Source organism: Thermostichus sp. MS-CIW-23 (assembly GCF_054059455.1).
Map to the genome: position 1 here is coordinate 20,416 of NZ_JBSSCC010000004.1, position 19,447 is coordinate 39,862.

At 56.8% G+C, this 19,447-nt stretch carries 18 protein-coding genes; 11 read left to right on the plus strand and 7 right to left on the minus strand.

The genetic code is table 11. The annotated features are described in order from the left end of the window. Positions 1 to 11: 11 nt before the first annotated feature. On the minus strand, positions 12 to 572 hold the full coding sequence (locus ACVW0B_RS02450) for a cofactor assembly of complex C subunit B (RefSeq protein ID WP_457394153.1): 561 nt from the start codon (positions 570 to 572) through the stop codon (positions 12 to 14). 619 nt (positions 573 to 1,191) lie between these two features. On the opposite strand from ACVW0B_RS02450, the gene sigC reads away from it, so the two are divergent. After that, positions 1,192 to 2,292 carry an RNA polymerase sigma factor SigC gene (sigC, locus tag ACVW0B_RS02455; protein WP_414408483.1) on the plus strand — a complete coding sequence of 367 codons (1,101 nt, stop codon included), beginning with the start codon at positions 1,192 to 1,194 and terminating at the stop codon, positions 2,290 to 2,292. Here the strand turns inward: sigC and murJ are convergent. The 6 genes from murJ to ACVW0B_RS02485 all read right to left on the minus strand — a co-directional run bounded on the left by murJ (position 2,289) and on the right by ACVW0B_RS02485 (position 9,158). Further along, positions 2,289 to 3,935, minus strand: a complete 1,647-nt coding sequence (gene murJ, locus ACVW0B_RS02460; RefSeq protein WP_457490868.1) for a murein biosynthesis integral membrane protein MurJ — start codon at positions 3,933 to 3,935, stop codon at positions 2,289 to 2,291. The genes sigC and murJ overlap by 4 nt on opposite strands. A gap of 63 nt (positions 3,936 to 3,998) precedes the next feature. Next, a complete protein-coding gene (locus ACVW0B_RS02465; protein WP_457490869.1) occupies positions 3,999 to 5,192 on the minus strand; it encodes an RNA-guided endonuclease InsQ/TnpB family protein in 1,194 nt (397 codons plus the stop codon). A 579-nt stretch (positions 5,193 to 5,771) separates the two neighbouring features. Continuing rightward, positions 5,772 to 6,602: a HEAT repeat domain-containing protein gene (locus ACVW0B_RS02470; RefSeq protein WP_457490870.1), complete on the minus strand. Its 831-nt coding sequence runs from the start codon at positions 6,600 to 6,602 to the stop codon at positions 5,772 to 5,774. 33 nt (positions 6,603 to 6,635) lie between these two features. Further along, positions 6,636 to 7,493, minus strand: coding sequence for a phycobilisome rod-core linker polypeptide (locus tag ACVW0B_RS02475; protein WP_414332161.1), 858 nt, complete (start codon positions 7,491 to 7,493; stop codon positions 6,636 to 6,638). 469 nt (positions 7,494 to 7,962) lie between these two features. Further along, complete coding sequence (locus ACVW0B_RS02480; protein WP_011434281.1) at positions 7,963 to 8,445, minus strand: globin family protein; 483 nt, start codon at positions 8,443 to 8,445, stop codon at positions 7,963 to 7,965. A gap of 194 nt (positions 8,446 to 8,639) precedes the next feature. Next, positions 8,640 to 9,158 (minus strand): globin family protein, encoded by a 519-nt coding sequence (locus ACVW0B_RS02485; protein WP_011434282.1) that lies wholly within the window; start codon positions 9,156 to 9,158, stop codon positions 8,640 to 8,642. Between the two features lie 694 nt (positions 9,159 to 9,852). Between ACVW0B_RS02485 and ACVW0B_RS02490 the strand changes: the two genes are divergently transcribed. The 10 genes from ACVW0B_RS02490 to ACVW0B_RS02535 all read left to right on the plus strand — a co-directional run bounded on the left by ACVW0B_RS02490 (position 9,853) and on the right by ACVW0B_RS02535 (position 19,435). Further along, positions 9,853 to 10,464: a chromophore lyase CpcT/CpeT gene (locus tag ACVW0B_RS02490; RefSeq protein ID WP_457490871.1), complete on the plus strand. Its 612-nt coding sequence runs from the start codon at positions 9,853 to 9,855 to the stop codon at positions 10,462 to 10,464. Positions 10,465 to 10,774: 310 nt separating this feature from the next. Continuing rightward, a complete protein-coding gene (locus ACVW0B_RS02495; RefSeq protein ID WP_457490872.1) occupies positions 10,775 to 11,752 on the plus strand; it encodes a hypothetical protein in 978 nt (325 codons plus the stop codon). Positions 11,753 to 11,816: 64 nt separating this feature from the next. Continuing rightward, positions 11,817 to 12,293, plus strand: a complete 477-nt coding sequence (locus ACVW0B_RS02500) for a hypothetical protein (protein WP_457403898.1) — start codon at positions 11,817 to 11,819, stop codon at positions 12,291 to 12,293. A gap of 232 nt (positions 12,294 to 12,525) precedes the next feature. Continuing rightward, positions 12,526 to 14,598 carry an argonaute PAZ domain-containing protein gene (locus ACVW0B_RS02505; RefSeq protein WP_457490873.1) on the plus strand — a complete coding sequence of 691 codons (2,073 nt, stop codon included), beginning with the start codon at positions 12,526 to 12,528 and terminating at the stop codon, positions 14,596 to 14,598. A 46-nt stretch (positions 14,599 to 14,644) separates the two neighbouring features. Then, positions 14,645 to 14,857 carry a hypothetical protein gene (locus ACVW0B_RS02510; protein WP_238376814.1) on the plus strand — a complete coding sequence of 71 codons (213 nt, stop codon included), beginning with the start codon at positions 14,645 to 14,647 and terminating at the stop codon, positions 14,855 to 14,857. Positions 14,858 to 14,986: 129 nt separating this feature from the next. After that, complete coding sequence (locus ACVW0B_RS02515; protein WP_011434288.1) at positions 14,987 to 16,222, plus strand: LolA-like protein; 1,236 nt, start codon at positions 14,987 to 14,989, stop codon at positions 16,220 to 16,222. A gap of 7 nt (positions 16,223 to 16,229) precedes the next feature. Next, positions 16,230 to 16,727 carry a bis(5'-nucleosyl)-tetraphosphatase gene (locus ACVW0B_RS02520; RefSeq protein WP_414329981.1) on the plus strand — a complete coding sequence of 166 codons (498 nt, stop codon included), beginning with the start codon at positions 16,230 to 16,232 and terminating at the stop codon, positions 16,725 to 16,727. Positions 16,728 to 17,112: 385 nt separating this feature from the next. Beyond that, complete coding sequence (locus tag ACVW0B_RS02525; RefSeq protein ID WP_457490874.1) at positions 17,113 to 18,357, plus strand: response regulator; 1,245 nt, start codon at positions 17,113 to 17,115, stop codon at positions 18,355 to 18,357. A 47-nt stretch (positions 18,358 to 18,404) separates the two neighbouring features. Then, on the plus strand, positions 18,405 to 18,779 hold the full coding sequence (locus ACVW0B_RS02530; RefSeq protein ID WP_011434291.1) for a response regulator: 375 nt from the start codon (positions 18,405 to 18,407) through the stop codon (positions 18,777 to 18,779). A gap of 107 nt (positions 18,780 to 18,886) precedes the next feature. Next, complete coding sequence (locus ACVW0B_RS02535) at positions 18,887 to 19,435, plus strand: chemotaxis protein CheW (protein ID WP_011430974.1); 549 nt, start codon at positions 18,887 to 18,889, stop codon at positions 19,433 to 19,435. Positions 19,436 to 19,447: the final 12 nt, after the last annotated feature.

Genomic DNA, 19,447 nt, shown 5'->3' on the forward strand with positions numbered 1-19,447 from the left:
CTCCCCTACCCCTAATCCAGATCCCGTTCTTGCAACCCCAGGGCTGCAGCCAGCCCATCCAGCTCATCCCGATGCCCCTCCACCCACAGATGGGATCCAGGGGCCGTTCGCGTTGGTGCTGTGGGGGAACCGTGCTGTCCACAGAAGGGGAGCGGGACGGAGTCCTCGTCGGCTTCCTGCAGTTTCAGGCGGATTTGTTCCGGGCGTTGGTTGCGCTGCCGGTAGTACCAACCCGCCCAAGGAGAAGCCAGCACCACCATCCAGGGCCAAGCTCCCCACCCCGGCTCAAGGGTCTGCAGCACCAAGGCCAAACAGGCCAGTCCCGTCCCCGCCAGCCCCGTCAAAAAAAGGGCCAGCCCCACGCTAGCCTGACCCTGCCCTGCAAAGGTGGCGATCCCCTCGGCATCGGCGGACTGGAGACGATAGCCACGCCTTTCCAAGTGCTCCCGTAGAGCGGATCCCATTTCCTCCAGGCTGCGACTGCTAAAGTAGAGGCGACTCTCCACGCGATCCTTGCCCGCAGCTCGCAGAAAAAAGAATAGACCGATGGCCAATAGAGTCGTCAACGCCAAGGTTGAAACCTTTTCCCCCGTCAGCGGCGCTATGGCCAACCCAAGTGCCTGAGCAGAGCCCAGTCCGCCCAGAGGAAGGGGGTTGACCTGTTCGGGGAGTCTGGCTCCCCCACAGCTGGGTGGGATAGGTGAATGGGAACAGTTCATCGAATAGAATCGAATAGATTGGAATAGGCAAAGCAATTTACACGCTACCTTTGAAGTTTAGACCCTCTAGGATGGATGGGTTACTTCCCCCAAGGACGAGCTGCTGGGTTCACCCTGAGGGCAATACGCTTTTTCGCAGTGGCGGTGACGGTTGAACTGGGGGGATCCTACGCTGGCTCTCATGTCTCTGGGCTGAGAAATGCAACTATAATTATAATTAAGTTATGATAAGGGGCTCACGCTCTCCGTGTGACCCCTCCGCTGCTACTTCAGCCTTTCCCTATGGGGCATGGGCAGGAGGTCCGGTTGAGGAAGAGGTCAATGTATGATTTCCTCTGACTGCTGTAAGGCGTTGAGCAGGCGCGAAGTTACCGTTGGGGAACACTTAAGCTTAACTTGCTCCACATCACTGACCATTCCTCTCTCAGCCCACTGAACTGCTACCTCTGTCGCTACATCAGCAACACCCTACATGTCTAACTACGAACCTGAACTCAACGACATTTTGTTGGATAGCTCCGCCGATCTCCTCGAGGCCGCCGAAGAAGCAGAGGTGGATCTGGCCGATGGCGAGCTACTGGAAGAGGAGCCGACCCGCCGCTCCACCGATCTGGTGCGCCTCTATTTACAGGAGATTGGTCGTGTTCCTCTTTTGGGGCGCGATGAAGAGGTGGCCCTGGCCCAAAAAGTCCAAGACTACATGAAGCTCTTGGATTTGCGTCTGCGTTTGCAGAAAGAGTTGGGACGGGATCCCACTCTTGCGGAATGGGTGGCCAAGGCCAACCAGTACCCCGAGTGGGCGCAACTGACCCCTGAAAAGCTGCAGCAGGTTCAGCGAATTGGCAAGCGTGCCAAAGAACACATGATCAAGGCCAACCTGCGCCTGGTGGTGTCGGTGGCGAAAAAGTACCAAAACCGCGGCTTGGAGCTGCTAGATCTGATCCAAGAGGGTACGCTGGGCCTGGAGCGAGCGGTGGAAAAGTTCGACCCGAAAAAGGGATACCGCTTCAGCACCTACGCCTACTGGTGGATCCGGCAGGGCATTACCCGTGCCATTGCCACCCAAAGCCGCACCATCCGCCTGCCCGTTCACATCACCGAGAAGCTGAACAAGATCAAAAAAGCGCAGCGCAAGCTCTCCCAGGAAAAGGGCCGCACCCCCACCATCGAAGACATCGCCTCCGAGTTGGAGATGACGCCGCCTCAAGTACGCGAGCTGTTGGTACGGGTGCCCCGCTCGGTTTCTCTGGAAACCAAGGTGGGCAAAGACAAGGACACCGAACTGGGGGATTTGCTGGAAACTGACGACATTTCTCCAGAAGAGACCATGATGCGGGAAGCCCTGCATCGCGATCTACAGCAGTTGCTCTCGGATCTGACCAGCCGCGAGCGGGATGTGATCCGCATGCGTTTCGGCTTGGGGGATGGGCGCACCTATTCGCTGGCGGAAATCGGTCGCGCCTTGGATCTGTCGCGAGAGCGGGTGCGGCAAATTGAGGCCAAAGCCCTGCAGAAGCTGCGTCAGCCGAAGCGACGCAACCGCGTGCGAGATTACCTGGAAGCTATCAGCTAGTTCCGGCTTGCCCACTGGCTCCCCCAGCGTCCTACCCGTTTCCGCAGTCGGGCTGCTGCCCACTCCACTTCTGGGATCCGCAGGTAGAGAGCTCCGGCGGCGAACAAGCTTAGACCTAAACCCGCGGCCAGCCCGGCCCAAATGATGGCGGTGAGCAGGGGAGACCCCACAATCTCGTAGGAGCGCAGTTGGGTCCACAGCCAATGGCTCAGTCCCCCGGCCAGGACGGTGCTCCCCAGCAATGGCAGTAGGGCTTGTCCCATCTCCCGCCAAGGGATCCCTGGCAGGCGCTGGTGGAGGCGGATCCCCAGTCCGATCACGGCTATCAGGTTGACGCCGGCGGTGGCCAGGGCAATGCCCGGCGCTCCAAAAGCCTGCAAAAATAGAAAGTCCAGTAGGGCATTCAGGCCAATGGCCATGCTGCTGATGCGCAGAGGCGTAGCCCCATCCTCCAGGGCATAGAAGATCCGCACCAGCACATCCCGCAGCAGGTAACCGGTCATCCCCAGACCATAGGCCATGAGCAGGGCTGCCACCTCTTGTGTCACCTCCGGCGTAAAGCGCCCCCGCTGGTAGGCCACTTGGACAATGGGCTCGGCCAAAGCCACCAACAGCATCGACAGGGGCAGGGTCACAATTGCCGTAAGCATCAGCCCTTGGCGGATACGCTGGCGCAGCTCCGGCCAACGGGATCCATCCCCTGCCAACTGGGCATAGAGAGGCATCAAGGGCACCAGCACCATGTTGGAGAGGATCCCCAGCGGCGTTTGTACCAGAAGCTGGGCATATCCCAAGTTGCCGATGGTGCGATCCCCAGGTACGAAAGAGGCAAAAAACAGATCCACATAAACATTGATGTGGATCATCCCGGAGGAGATCACCGCCGGCAACATCAGCAAGCCCACCGCCCGTACCTGCGGGGATCCCCACTCAAAGCGCAGGCGCGGTCGCCCCAGCCCTAACCGCATCTGGAGCGGAACTTGGGCCAACCATTGGGCAATGGCCCCGATGAGCACGCCCCAGGCCAGCAAAGTTGGGATCCCCGTCCATCCCAGCGTGACCAGGATCCCGATCACCGCCAAGCTGGAGATCAGCGGGCTAAGGGCAGGCAAGGCGTAGTGTTCGGCAGCATTCAGCGCTCCAAAGCCGATGCCAATCCACCCCGAGAGCAAGGCCAAAGGGGCCATGATCCGCAGTTGCGCAGCGGCCAGAGCATGGACTTCGGGGCTGGCTCCCGGCGCATTCAGGCGCACCACCCAGTCCGCTCCCCACCAAAGGCCCAAGCTGACCAGCAGGAGCAGGCAGCCTACCAAGGTGGAAATGGATTCCAGCCAGGCAGCCGCATCCTCCCTGTCCCGATCCCGCTGCTTTTTGAGGACACTGACGATGGCGCTGTGAAAAGGGCCGTTGATCCCTCCCAGCAGAATCAACAGAAAACCGGGCAGGATGTAGGCTACCCCGAAGGCGCTGTACTCCGGCCCCGAGCCATACACTGCTGCAATCAAAGCTTGGCGAACGAAGCCTACGCCCTTGCTGAGCAAGGTCGCCCCGGCTACCAAGCCCGCCACCGACATCAACGAACGGGATGGCCCTGCTGAAGGAGATCCCCCAGGGATCTCTTCCTGAGTGGCAGACTCCTCCATTACCTTGTGTCCTGCACCCCAACCACTGCCTCAACAACAAAGTAAACTACCCGGCTCCGACCGCTAAGCGGTACGGAGCGGGCTTTCAGTAGCCCTGGGCCTGCTCTGCTCTACCAGAGAACAAAACAGGCCCGAACCTCTAGGCTGGTTTACGGCAGCCCCCAAGAGCGCAATCACATTCGCACCATTCAAATCCGCATCTCCTTCCCATCCACAGTGCCCACACTTGAACGACTTGCCACTGCGGTAGGATTGCGCAGGATCGGGATGGATATGCAAACACTTGTGGCAGGTCTGCGACGTGTAGGCGGGCGGCACAAGAATCAGAGAAACCCCTGCAACCCTCGCCTTGTACTCCAGAAACTGACGTAGTTGGTAGAACGCCCAACTGTTGGCCCTGCGCCTTTCGGTTTTGCTGCGCGGCTGTTGATTGACCCTTTCCCGGATCCCTGTCAGGTCTTCCAGGGCGATAGCGCTGTTGGTAGCCTTTGCCCTGGAGACAATAGCTTTGGAGATGCGATGATTGACCCACGCCTGAAAGCGTCTCTCCTTGCCAGACAGCCGTTGCAGCAGTTGACGGCATCTGCGCCGCGAACTGCGGGTGCCCTTACTGGCTTTGCGTTGGAGTACCGCCCTCAACCGGGAGTAGTGGTCTCGGACTCTGTTCAACTGCTGTCCATTCCAATTGTCCCCGTCTGATGTATGGGCAATATCCGTCCTCCCCAAGTCCACCCCCAGCACTCTGCCCGTGCGTTGCGGTGGGGATGGCTCCGCTTCCACACAGATTTGAATGGAGTAGGAGCCGTCTTTACGCTTGACCAGAGTGGCAGATTTGGGATTGGAGCCCGCCAGCCGTTCTCTCTGGTAGCGGCCAATCGCCAGCTCAAAGCGCTCCCGACCCTCCACCGTGGTCAGCGACACCGTCCAGTCTTTCTCGCGGAACGAAAAGATACGAGCGTCGTAGGTAGCGAAGCCCCCTTTGAACGCTTTGACGGGGCGGTTTTTCTGTTGGGCAACTTTACGGGCACCGGCCAGCCGTCTGCAGACCTGCTGAGCCAAGTTACTGGACAAGTCGAACCGGGCGCGGATTTCGCGGTAGCACAGAGACTGGAGCTTAACGGCGTTGGCGACTTTCTCCGGCGTGTTCTGGTTGACCCAGTTCAAGGCTTGGCCAAAAGCCTCCAAAGTCGCGTCCAATTTGGCGGCCTGCGACTGGGACGCCTTGAGCTTGCAGGAGACGGTCAGGACTTGGGTCATAGTTCTATTGTAACCTCGCATTCCTCCCGGCACTGACCCTACGGGTACAGTGCGGGGCTCCTGCGATTTCTAGCTGATCCCGGATCCCTCTTTGAATCCCAGGAGCCGCTTCCCATTATCGGGAATATCGAACCCTTCTGGGCAATTGTCGGGCATTAGCTGGATCCCTTGGGCAGGCAGCGAGCTTGTCAGGCCAACAGTTGCCGTTCCTGTTCCAGTTGCTGCAACAGATGCTCATCCCCCCGGTCGCGTCAGCGGGACGGCGTCCTTTGGGTTTCCTCGACCAAGGTCATGAAGTGCTTCCGAGAGGAGACAGCCGCTGCCGGGCTCCCTTGCACCTCAGGGATCCTTGCTGTTGCCCTTGCTCCAAAACTGAGGGCGGCACCTCGATACGGGAAGGCAAAAGACTGAGGCAGTGCTACAGCCACGGAGCCCAACCCTGGTGCCGAGCGGACAGATTCTGACGGCTTTGAATCGCTGCAGAGGGATGCACAAACTCATGGGCAATGCCTTGATAGGTCAGTTGCAAAGGACTCCGTCCCGCTAATGTGAACAGCAAGGTCCCAGAAGCACCACCGCTCACAGCAGCTCGTCGATCAGCCGGAGCACCTGCTGCAGCTCAGCACCGGGGATCCTTTGATGTTGTTCCAGGTTGATCTCCACCAACTGTTTGAGGGCGAGGAGCTTCAGGTTGACCTCCACCGCCGCCACCGCAATGGCTTGTGCTGCCGGCAAATAGCCACTGGCCCCCAAATCCAAAAGGGCAGCCCGCCGCAGATGGATGTTGTGGTGATTCAACACCGACAGCAGGCGCTGAGCAAAAGTCGGATCCCCGGTGAGACGATAGCAGGCCCGTGCCGCCGCACATTGCAAACGGATGGAAGTGTGCTCTAGGTAGGGACAGATTGGCTCCAGAGCAGCGGTCACTTGCAGTTGTCCAAGAGCCTCGACAATGGCTTCTAGGGCGGCTTGGGCTTCCGTCTGCAGTCCTTGCTCCACAAAGCGCAGCCCTTCTAGCAAAGCGGATCCCAGCTTTTCCACTTCGTCGGGATCCCTATGGAGGTTGTTGGCAAAGGCAATCTCAACCAGTGCCTGGGCAGCGGCTGCCACCACTTGGCCATCGGAGCAAGACAAAGCCGCCTTCAGGGGAGGGATCCCGGCGAGGGATCCCAGTTTACCCAAAGCACGAGCAGCGTTGCGCCGCAGCGGATATCCCCCTTGAGCGGTGCGATCCGTTTCATCGGCCAGGGCCTCGATCAGGGCCGGGATCCCTTCGACGATGCGCATGCGTCCCAGCCACCAAGCGGCATAGTAGCGTTCCCCCGGATCCCCGTGGCGCAGCTTGGCGATTTGTCCAGCCGGGGTGAGATCCACCGATGGATCGGGATCCAGAGGAACAGCAGTGGTCATGGAATCAACAACGGAGAAGACACCGAGAAGGGATCAAGCGCTGCGGACACTGACGATCTTGGCGCCCGATTTGAGCAACCGCTGCATTGTTGCCGACAGTTGATCGGCAGAGACGAAAATCTGCTGGTTGGATTTGCGCACTCGGCTGGAAGTGGCCAGCGCCGAAGGCGGATTCAGCAGTCGGGTCACTTCCACACAGAACATGCGATCCGACTGGCCCGTTGGCGGCCCCAGGTGTTTGGAAATGGGGCTGGGCGGCAGCAGCCCCCGCACCCCAATGCGGCGAATGGCCGGGGTAAACCCGGTGGCCAAAGGCATCATCAGACGGGGTCTGGGCCCTTGGGAGCGATCGTTGTTGGCGTAGCCCCCGTAGAGAGCGAAAAGATTGGTAAAGTCGCGGGTGGAATGAGCCTTGCGGTATTCAAACCCACGCGGGTAGGGGACGATGTTGTCTCCAAAAGCTTCTAGGTATTCTGGGCTGTCGATGTAGGAATCGATCTCCGCGCTGTGGCCGCCAGATTGGTAGATGTCCAAATGGCGGGCGATGTCTTTGGGGCTGGTGGGAGCGCGTCCCAGCAGATGCTTGAAATTGAGCTCGATGGCCCGGGTTTGCGAGTTGGGGTAGAAAAACCGCTTTTTGTAGGCTTCGGACTTGGCGATCCATCGCACAAACTCCCGCACCGTCAGGCTGCCCTGGCGCAGCAGCGATTCCGCACTGGCTAGCTCCTTCCTATCGGCCCCAAACAAGTGGTCGTTGCCCAGCACCTGACGGTAGATGGCCCGCAGCACCGCATTGAGCTGATCCTGGCTGGCGTTGGGGCGCAACTCCAGTGGGGTGGTCTCCGTAATGCCCCGGATCCCCATCCGGCTTGCCGCTGTAATTGCACTCATGCTAATTCCCCCGATTGAACTGAATGGACACAGATTGAGAACAAGCTTGCGTTTAGGGTCATTTCGATTCAAGCTAGGACATTGCACCCACACCTAAAGTGTTGGTTGCGTCGTCGCGTCGGCGTTGCGGAGCAATAATGCAGGGGGCCAAAAGGCTTTTCAAGGACTCCGTCCCGCTGGCGCGATCAATAGCCCAGGCGTCTCACCCTAGCCTGAAACGACTGTAGAAATCGAAAACTAAAATTAGAAATCAAAAATCGGCAGCCCCAAGCTGCAGAAGAGCAACAGTGGCGCCTTCCTATTGGGGAGACTGATCCGCAAACCCACGTGGTCAAACGTATCTCTCCGCAACGTAGCAGGCTCACCACCGTTGCCCTCAACAACCTTCCCTCGCCATCTCCCCTGGTTTATGGGATGAGCCAACTGGCTAGCCGGCGTCGCCCTTTTAGAGGGATCCCAAGCCAAGGGTTTAGCTGAGCGCGTTGATGGCGTAGTCGATGTAGGTGTTGGCTTCGGTGGCCGCTTGCCCGGTCAGGCCGTGGTTGGCTTTGATGTAGCGCAGGGCTTCGATGAACCAACTGGGGGAGAGCTCAAAAGCGGCGTTGATTTCGCGGATCCCGGCCAACTGATACTCGTCCAGAGGACCGGTGCCACCGGCTACCAAGCAGTAGGTGATGTAGCGCAGGTAGTGGCGCACGTCACGGGCGCACTTGTCCTTGCCAGCTTGGGTGTGGCACTGCCCACCGGGTTGGGTGGTGTAGGGGAACTTGGCGTAAACGGCTTCGGTGGCACCGCGCACCAGCTCGTCGGCACGGCTGCTCAGAACTCGAGCGGCTTCCATGCTGGCGGCAGCCCGCTGAAAACGGCCATTGATGGCCTGCAATTCGCTGTTGCTCAGGTAGCGCCCTTGGCTATCGGCAGTGGCGATGGCGTCAACAATTGGGGTTTGCATGATTCAAAACGCTCCTTTACTTAACTCAAGCTCAATGCAAAGAACAAGGCCAAAGCTGCAAAGTCTCAACTGCAAAATCGCTGCAAAAAAAGTTGCTTTTCTAGGGATCCCCTGCTAGCCTGAGTTGCCTCAGATTTGAGAGAGGGTCTTCATAACTGGATCCGAACACAACAGAAACTTCAGCCCAAAGGGGATCAAACCACAGCAGCGGCAGCGCGATCGAAGTAGGATTCGATTTCGGCAATCAGAGCGCTGCAGTCCCCCCGGGTGATGCCGTTGGGGTCGTTTACCACCGCCACCGCAGCCTTTTTCATCTTTTGGATGCCGTTGGCCACCGAGCTACCGGGGGTGCCCAAGGCTTGATAGGTTTCCCGCAGGCCGTTCAAGCAGCGCTCGTTCAGCACACTGGCATCTCCGGCTGCCACGGCGTAGGTGATGTAGCGGAGAATAATGTCCATGTCCCGCATACAGGCAGCCACATTGCGGCTGGGGTAGGCAGGCCCACCGGGAGCGTTCAAATTGGGCTCCTCGGCAAACAACTGACGGATGGCATCGGTCACGATCTTGGAGGCATTGCTGGTGAGGCGGTTCACAGCATCCAAACGCTTGTTCCCCTCAGCAATTACCTGCTGGAGAGCGGCAAACTCGTTCTCTCCCAAAAAAGCGCCTTTGGAGTCAGCTTGGGCAACCACTTTGCCAAATACATCGTTCATGGTTTTGAATCTCCCTAGCGAAAGTAAAAGAGGTTATGAATCCACATTCCCTGCAGCGGACAAGAGAGCACCTGCCGGCCAGGAATGCAACACCGCTTGGATCCCCAGTGCCGAGAGGTGCTGTTTAACTCACAGAACCGCCGACGGGATCGAAGCCGATAGAACCAAGATGAGCAAGCGAAGCTCGCTCCCAGATCCAGGCCTTCATCCAAGGGATCGGACTTGGGCTAAGGAGCCTCAGCCGCTGCTGGCAACCTCAACTGGGCAGACGAGGAGAAGCTGGCTCGCCTTGTTTCCAGTCTTTTTCTACCGCGAAGGCAAGAAGCGATGAAATCAAAAAATGTAAATCCGCTTTACCTCGCGCAAAAGGTCTTAGATCGGTTTCCAACCTGCTTCCCATCTCGGATCCCAGGCTGTTCTCCCTGTCCTTCGCGGGAGTAGTTTTTTACAAAAGAGAATGTTTCTTTGCCTAGCTTTACAACGTGAAGAAAGATGTCAGCCTCAATCGCGGCTTTGCGGCTTGGAAGGGATCCATTTTCAGTATCGGAGCGAACATTCTCATAAAGGATACATAATTTAACACTTGCTGCAATCCTCGGTCGGGCCTGAGGTTGGGGCAAAATCTGAGAAGGTTCTCTTCGATTCCCTAAGATTTTCGGTACACACCTTTTACAGAAGTTCTGGATGCCCGCTTATGCCTATTGGGTTGGATCGCACTCCTTCCCCAGAGCTGCTGCAGATGGCGCGTTGGCTGGCAGGAGACTTCAGCAACCAAGAGCAAGCCTGGGAGAATCCACCGTTTTTTGCCCAGATCCGGGTGGCCTATCGCCCCTTGCCGGCCCACGTTTTGGGCGGGATCGGCTTTTATGTGGAGCAAGCCTACAGTGGCCATTTGGAAGATCCCTATCGGCAGGCGGTGGTGGAATTGACTCAGGCAAGCGCTGGGATCGTGATTCGCAACTACCGTCCTCTGGAGCCGCAGCGGTGGCGGGGCTGTGCTCGGGAAAGGGCAGACCAACTGAGTCAACTGCAGGCTGCCGACCTAGCCTATCTAGAGGGGTGTGATGTGCATGTGAAGAGGCAGGGATCCCTCTTCATCGGCGCGACGGAGCCGGGGTGCCGGTGTTGCGTGGTGCGCAACGGCCAAACCACTTATCTGCAGACCACCTTGCACCTGAGCGAGAGCGAGTTTTGCAGCCATGACCGAGGGATGGATCCCATCACCCACCAGCAGGTTTGGGGAGCCCTGGCAGGCGCTTTTCGCTTCCAAAAAGTGGTCGATTGGCAGGCGGAGCTAATGCTGTAGGCTGCAGCCCATCCAGCCCCACAACTCCACAGTTGACAGCGCTATTGCGCACTCTCCCTCAGCCAGCTTTGTGTACACTGTCCTTGGCCGGGATCCAAATCCCCCAGGTTTGAGCGTGCTGTTTACCGGTTGCAACCGGGCTAGGCTCCTTTTAATTCAGTGTGGGTATTCAATGCAGGCGAGGTCGGGCCCAAAGGATGAGCCACGGTCTGGGTGGGCTTGGCACAGCCCTTGGGGAATGGTGATCGCCCTGGTTGGGATCTTGACCTTGCTGCTGCTCGGTGCCGGCTGTTCTGGCCAGGGGGAATCTGTGGCTTCCCCCCCTGCGTTGATCCCTCTCCCGCCTCAGCCGGGAACCGAGTCGATTCCCATGCCGGTGCGTACCCTGGGCAACAGCCGCTTCAAGCTCCTGGGCCTGACAGTGGGGGTAGCCGGGAGCGGAGCTGAGGTGTTACTGGATACCGGCTCGGCAGGTTTGCGCATTGTAGCGACGGCGGCAGGTCGCTTTGGCCTGGAACGGACGGGGATCCCTTCCACTGTGACGTTTGGAGATGGCACGCAATTTATCGGCGTGTTGGCCCGCGCCCCCTTCAGCATAGGAGGGATCCCCAGTCGAGAGCCGGTAACAATTCAGTTGATCGACCGGATCACCTGTGTGGACGCCCTGGTGGCCAGTTGTTCAGAGAACTTGTTTGGAGAAGGGCGGCCCTTCGCCGGGATCCTAGGCACGTCCTTGGATGAGCGCAGCCCCAACCGGGAGCTGTTTAGCCCGCTCACCCGTCTTCCGGGCAATTTTCGCTCTGGGTACATGATCCAAACGGGGGGCTTCAACTCCACCCAGGGCCTGTTCACGGTTGGCCTAACGGCTGCCAACACCGCCGGCTTCAATTTCCGGCAGTTTCCCCAGGTGGGAAGCTTTCCCGATGGCACACCCATCTGGCGGGATGAGGCTTTGCAAGTGGCCTACAGCATTAGCAACACTTCCATTCAAAATGCCCTCAGCCCCACCGTTTTTGACAGTGGTTCTTCCGACATTTTTCTCAATGTCAGGCTGTTGGGGGCAGCTCCTTTCTCCACCTCGACCTTGCCCCCCGGCGCTGAATGGCGAGCTGTGCTGGAGGGGGCTTTTGACTACCGCATTCGGGTTGGCTTTCCCATTACGCCCAGTCGAGATCGGATTTTCGTCAACGGCAACCAGGGGGTGCAACTGTTGGGCATGCCGCTGTTTTTCAATATCGACGTTGCCTTCGATGTTGAGGGCGGGCGGATCGGCTTTCGCGTGCGTTGAGACAAAGTTGTTTTGAACCATCCCAAACGTTAACGTTGGGTTCAATTGCGGAGAAAAACTTGCCATGTTCGGTCGAGCCTTGAAAACCGGGAACAGCACGCCGCGCAGATGGCCTTGGGTTTGGGGACTGCTGTTGTTGTGTTGGTTGGGGCTAGGTGGGCCAGGGTGGGCCGTGAGCTTAGGGGATCCCTTGCCCGAATGGGCACAGCCCATGCCGGTGGGGCGACAGCGCTTGCGGGGGGTGGAGCAATACCGAGGTCAAGAGCAGATCCGCGCCTATGGCAACGAAGCGGGACGGGTGTTTTGGATTCAAATCCACAGTCATTCAAACTTACCCCCGGATTACCGGGAGTACTTGGGCGAATACCAACACTTTCCGGTAGAAGTCGTAGAAGTGGTGCCCTTGCGAGCCCGACGGCTGCGCTTCCGCCAGGGAAATCGCAGCGCCGAGTGGCAGGTGGTGGGCATGAGCGGTCGGTTTCAGGCGGAGGCGATCAGCAGAGATTTGGCTCCGCCAGGGTTGTTTGGAGATCCCTCGTGAAGAGCAGGAGAATTAGAGCTTATCCTAGAGATCCTAGAGAGAAACTTGAAACTAGAGTCTGCCAATGAATTTACTCCAGCAAAAAGTTGAGGCTACACTCAATCACTTCTTCGTCAAGGAGCTAACTCAAGAAGAGCTCACCTTCTATGAGTATAGTTGCAGGCCAAACCCTCTTCCAGATCTAGGAGAGGAGCAGAGGGCTCTCTCCAAGATTTGTAATCAGCTAGGTGTAATGGCTGTTCGTCTGGGAAATCGCATCATAACCCGAGAAAAAGTTCCGGCCAGTAAACTCAAAACAGAGGAATGGGAGTTGGAAGAGCTTGGTTCTAAGGCTCTAGATTGTACAGACCCTACAGAGAGACAGGCTCTAGAAACTTTCGAGCGCAAGAAACTAGATTGGAGTCTAAGATCTAAGTACAAAAGAACAGAGATTGAGCGATCAACAGGAGGAGGATTGATCTGGTGGGTTACGGGTCTGGAAGGAGTAGAACGGATTAAGGACTCGGAAAAACCACTTTGCGGAGATGGGTGGGAGGTTCACAGAGGAAGAGAGCTAGACGTTGTTATTAGACAAGATAAGAAGCTCTATCTAGAGATCGACATCCGATACCATTTCTACAGCCCATGGACGCTGCATGAGTGGCTGGAAAATTACCGAGGTGTCTCAATTGAAATTGAAATTGTACGAAACACATACAGGACAAAAAATAATAAATACCTAACTTGGGAGTATCGAGGCATTATCTCCAATCAGTCGCCAAGGGAAGTATGGTTAGCGGAGCTAAACACTAGCTTAGCGGATTATCATGTACAGAAGTACGGAGCAACTCCAGAAGAAGTTGATGGCTCTCTGGTGGTTCAAGTGGTCTCGAGAGAACGCAATTTCAGACAAAAGGCAGAGCCTATCCTTCATCTATCGCGGAGACTGTCGCCTGTTTTAACTTTGGAGATGCTAGCAAGTATAGAAGATCAAAGATGGACTGGCAAAAAAGTTAGCTCCTTGGTTAGCGAGCACATCAGAAAAAGTTTAGAAGAGAGATTGAAAGAGTCTAAAGAGACCGCAAAAACTATTATAGAAAATGTCTACAATATTTCTGACTTTCAGGCTGATCCCCTAAAAGCAGAAGGATACATTATGCCAAGTCCAAGGCTATTGGGGTTTGGTCATAGACAAGTCCAAAACCCCGCGAGAGTTAGGTACCAAGGATGTGCAAGAGTTGGCGAGACAAAGTTTGGACTTCTAAATCTTGACGATAATAAACGTGAGTATCCTACTGAGGTTCGCAAGTGCCTACTTGAAGTAGCTAAAAAGAGCGGAGCAAGAGTTGAAATAGACTTTTACGCAACCCGTCAAGATTTGCCTGAAGGCGACCTTGCTCAACAGAGGTTTTGGCAAAGCTGGGCCGACAAAGGGATCAAAACCGTTCTGGTTGTCATGCCCTTGTCGCCTAATGAGCACAAGCAAAAGATCCGCTTGCAAGCACTTCGAGCAGGAATAGCAACTCAGTTTATGATTCCTGGAGCTGACCCCTACAAAGCTCTAAATGTCGTACTAGGACTTCTGTGTAAAGCTGCGTGGCAACCCGTGTTGCTTGAACCCCTCGATCATCCTGAGTGCTCCGAGCTTACCATTGGTTTTGATGTGGGGACGAATCGAGAGCTTTACTACGGAACCTCTGCCTTCGCGGTACTGGCCAATGGTCAAAGCTTAGGCTGGGAGTTGCCCGATATACAAAGAGGAGAAACTTTTTCCGGCGAGGCAATTTATCAAACCGTGTCCAAGCTCGTCAATAGATTCTACAACAAATTTCATCGATACCCTAGAAAGGTTCTTTTGATGAGGGATGGCTTAGTTCAAAGAGGCGAATTTGATAAAACAATTGAGGAACTAAGAAAAGAAAAGATTGCTGTGGATATTGTTGGAGTGCGCAAAAGTGGCACAGTCAGAATGGGAAGAGAGGAAAAAGGAAGCTATAGAGACGCTGCAATGGGCACTGTCATTTTTGACCATGAACGAAGGTCATTTATGCTCGTAACAAGCCAGCCCATTAAGAAGTCCTCGGTGCCAATTGGCAGCGCAAGACCGCTGCGAGTTGTCCATGAACACGGCAACACTCCTTTGGAAGTTCTGGCTATACAAACTTACCATCTCTCCCAGCTTCATCCCGCCAGTGGTTTTCAAGCCTGTAGGCTTCCTTGGGTATTGCACTTTGCCGACAAAAGCAGTAAAGAGTTCCAGCGCATTGGCAACAGCATTTTTAGTGTGCTGCAGAACATAAACCGAGAGAAGTTGATTGCCGTCTAGCCAAGGGAGGGGATCCCCACCTGCCGGCCTTGCTAGGATTGGGGGGGTGGTTGGTGTTGCGGCTATGGAGATGAATGAGGTCTGGAAGACCTTTCTGAGCAATCCTGTTCCGTTCTGTGGCGGTTTTCTCAGCGGCCTGCTGCGTTTGGATGTGAAGCAAGATCCGCTGCGCAGTTGGCTGGAGTCCCAGGGGCTGAGGGTGGAGGAGCCCCCGCCTTCCGGTCGCTCCGACGGCCCCCAATCCATTTCCATTGAATAGGCGTACTCAATCGGCGGGCAGAGAGTAGGGATCCCTTCCGAACGCTTTCTCTCAGGTGTGGGAAGCGCTCTGATCCGGGCACAAGCAGCGACAAGAAGGGCAGCAAGAGCGGTGTTGCGAGGTGAGCTGATGTTCCCTGAACCCTCCCAATTTAGGAAGCGGCAGGGATCCCTTCGAGGCTGGGGCTATCTCGGCGGGGTGGTGTTCCTGGCAACGGGACTGGTCGGTCTGCCGTCAGGGGATCCAGCCGTGGCCCAATCGGCTCCCTCTTCTCTTGCCAGCCCTAAGCAGGATCCCCAAGCTTGGCTGGAGCGCTACAACGCCGCTCTAGAGCAATTGCCCCCTTTGCCCAACTTGCAATATCGCCAGCAGGTGCGGGTGGAGGGATCCCAAACCTTCACAGCCACGTTGGATGTGCTCTACCGCCGCGACGGCAGTTGGCAGGCTTGGGTAGCCGAAGGGGATCGCATCCGCCTCTTGGATTCGCGCCAATTGGAAGTGGTGAACCAGTCGGATCTGCTGCAGCTGTACTCGGTGTATGTGAGCCGACCGGAAGCCCTCTTGCCCTCGGTGAGCTTTTACTTGAAGGCGGATCCCAGCCGCTACCGCGTCCTCTCCTCAGAACGGGTGGATTTGGCAGGATCCCCTGTCCAGCATTTGCGCCTAGAACCCATTCAGGAGGGCCAGTTGCGGGAGCTGTGGCTGGATCCGCAGTCGGGGCTGCCGCGGCAGGTGTTGCTGTTTTTGTCGGGGGTGTGGGGGCAGGCCTATGTCCTGATGGGGTTTACGGCGGTGCCAGCTCCCGAGGGAGGGGAGCGCTACTGGCTGCCGGAGAGCACCCGCATCAATTTGGGCTATGGCTTTTGGACCCTGGAGGGCCTGAACCGCCGCGTGTTCAGGGGATCCCTGTCCATCCAGCATGACTACCAGGACTACCGCATTTTGCCAGAAGGGACGCAGTTGCGCTTTTTGCCTTCGCAGCCGCCGGTGGATGCGCCGCCGGTGGTAGCCGGCCTGCCGGGGAGCGCTCCTCAAGCGGAGTTGGGAGATGTGCGGGCCTTGGGAGTGGATGAGCAGGGCAACCAGCAGTTCAGCATTGGCCTGGGCCGGCGCTCCAGCCCGGACAATTCCTTGGAAGACCGAATCGTTGCTTTCAACCTAACCCGACCCACCAGCCGCAACGCCCTGACCCAAATCGATACTTTAGCTCTTTTGCCTCTGGGGAATGGCCAGTTGCCCATCTATCTCTTCCAATTCGACACCGGTCGCCCCCTCTCGCCCCTGCAGGGGGTAGAGCGCCCGCAGGTGGATCCCAACGAGGTCTTCGCTCCTAAGCCGCCAGCCATCAAACTCTTTGGAGATTAGCTCCCCAATGCTGATAGATGCTGCCTATGGGGTGATCCCCATCCTGCCCCACCCACCCGCCCAGGAAGCTCCCAGACTGGGCTCTTCGCATTTGTATCTGCTCATCCAGCACCAGAAGGGGCATTGGGCTTTCCCAAAAGGGCACAAGGATAGCTCCGAAAGCGACCTGGAGGCGGCGCAGCGAGAATTGCGAGAGGAAACCGGCTTGACCGACTACCAGCTTCTGACCCTGCCCGGCCAGTCTGACCCTTTGACGCTGCAGGAAGCCTACACCTTTACGGATCCAGAGGGGAACCGAGTGGCCAAAACCGTTACCTACTACGTGGCCTTGCTGCCGCCCCAATTTCCTCCCCCTGAGCTACAGGTGCAACCAGAGGAGGTGGCCGCCTACCGCTGGTGCTCCTACCCCGAAGCCTTGGAGCAGATCAGCTTCGAAGAAAGTCGGCAACTGCTGCGCCGCTGCCAAGCCCACCTGGAGCAGCTTTGGAAATTGGAGAAGACCTAAGTTCCGTATTTTTACGGAAGAGGTTTATCGGGGTTACCTTTATCTTGTCTTGCAGGCTTTCCGTGGGAAGTTCCCGAGTAAGAAAGCCAGCAGACAATCTGAGGGCTAGCCTTCACCTTTAGAGATTGGCTGATGAGCAATAGTCATCGATCTCCCCAGAAGGAGAGTTTTTCTGAATACGGATTGAACGCTGAAACTGCCTTTGAGTTCGTGCAGCCTTGGCCGTCTTGTTGGGCTTGGCTCATCTAAAGATCTCGTCTGGGTCAGGGCTGGGCTTGAACTGTATTCTGGAAAGCATTTTTTCACCGGCTTGTGGGGTAGCTAAGACTTCAGTCGTGTCATCAACCTCAGCGCAGGAAATTGTCCGAGCACGTCCTCTCGACCCATGAACCATCCCCCCGTCTGTACAGAAGTCTCGGCCCATCTGCTGAACGCAGAGGTCAGCTTCACAGGAGTTGTTCGGTATTTCAGTGCCTTGGACAAAGGGGAGGGGCTGGGCACTTGGTCATTGGTGTTTCACCAAGGTCGCCTAGGGTTTGCTCACCACAGCTTGGAGCCCTTGGAGCGCTTGGATCGCCACCTGCGTCGGCTCAGCCATCAAGTCTTTTCTCTGACTCGCCAAAATTGCCTACGCATCCATCGGCAGGTGGAGGCGCTATTGGCTCAGGAGACTGGGCCTCTACCTGCAGACCTTCTGGGGCTGAGTTGGATGGTAACGGAGCAACTGCTGCCTTGGGAAGCTGCGCGCAGGTTGAATGCTTGGATCGGCGAGGAGGTGCTGCAAAATCTGTTGCTGGTTCCAGGGGGCTTTCAGCAGGAGATCATCCCACTGGACAACGTGCCCACCCTGGGCCAGTGGGATGGGGGATCCCTGCTCGACCTGATCCAAAAGCGGCTACGGGCATGGCAATCTTTGGGGCCTGAGATCACCTCCCCCTACCAACGGCCCTACTTTGCCAGCCGGGCCCAGGCAGAACGCCTTCCCGCCGAGCAACAGGAACGGCTAGGCCGGTTACTGAAGGGGTTTAGCTTCCGCCAGTTGAGCGCCCTTCTCGATCAAGACGACCTCCAGATCGCTCGCCGCCTACATCCTCTGGTCAAAGCCGGTATCCTTGTCCTGCGGGATCCCCAGCCCCCCTTTGATCGGCTGCCCAAAACCTACTCGGCCAAGCTTGAGACAGAATCACAGCCCTCAGAAACTCCCACCGTCCCTCTTCACCTGGCCAACGGGCTTGCAGATCTAGGCCCATCTCCCCAAGCCTCGAAAACCTGGATTGTGGCCTGTATTGACGACAGCGAAGCCATGCTCAGCGAGTTGCAGCGGTTGTTGGAAGGGCACAACCTGGTCATTCACACCATCAGCGACTCTTTGAAAGCCCTGATGAAGCTGACCACCCTCAAGCCAGATTTGATCCTGCTGGACGTGGGTATGCCCAACGTGGATGGCTACCAATTGTGCAGCCTCATCCGCAAATCCTCCGTGTTAAAGGATGTGCCGGTGGTGATGGTCACAGGCCACAAAGGTCTGATCGATCGGGTGAAGGCGCGCCTGGCCGGTGCCACCGATTACCTGACCAAGCCCTTTCGGCAGGAAGAATTGCTGCAGATGGTGTTTCGCTATCTCAGCTAGGGATCCCTCTAAAGGTTCGTCGAAAAAGAGGTAAGGAGATGTCGATCATGGTGAAAGTTCTTGTGGTGGAAGATGTGGCCTCGGAGCGACAGCTCATCAGCGATTACCTCCGCTCAGAAGGCTATCAGGTGGTAGCGGTGGCCAACGCCCAAGAGGCATTGCAGCAGATCCGCAACGACAAACCCGATGTGGTGCTGACGGACTTGGTCATGGAAGGCATGAGCGGGCTGGAATTGTGCCGCCAAATCAAGAAAAACCCGGAAACCCAAAAGTTGCCCGTTGTGGCCTGTACTTCTAAAAATCAAGAGCTGGACAAACTCTGGGGCATGAAGCAAGGGATCGATCTTTATCTGACCAAGCCTTTTACCCGCGAAGACATTTTGCGGGCCGTGAAATCAGTAGTGCTCAGCCCGAGCTCATGATTTTTGCCACTCCTGTCCTTGCTGAGCTGCGCCTCCAGTTAGGATCCCTGTGATTATCACGAATTGTTCTTAGGAGATGTCTTAGAATTGGCAGAGCGAGAACGGCAATGGCGGTAGCTTTCTCCCCACACAGCCCTACTTCTACCCGTACCGGCGAGCTGTACTTACATCTACAGTTGGGGGTAGACTGTCGGGCCCTTTTGCCCATGGCATTTGCCCAGGAAGCTCTAATTGTTGGCCCGCACCACTTTACCCTTCTCCCCAACCAGCCCGCATGGGTGCTGGGCTTGTTCAACTATCGCAATCGCATTCTCTGGGGACTGGATCTGCCGCAATTTCTCGGCCTAGAGCCCTTGGACTTTGGGCAGCCCGAACACCACTTGGTGGTGATGCGCCCAGAATTTGGGGGCTCTGCATCGCCAGTGCGAACAGGCTTGGGCCTGGCAACCCAACACGTGAAAGGAGTAGCTCGAGTGCCCGCCGAGGAGATCCAACCCTTAACAAAAGCCCAGGCAGCACAAAACAACTTTCGACTGGAGAACTTCTACGACTCTTGCAAAGGGCTGGTGTTGGAAGGGGATGAGCCTCTCTGGGTGCTCGACCCTCTTGCCATTGTCCAAAAGCTCAACTCAGTTGATTCCTCGGCAAACCCTTGATCTTGATCTTGG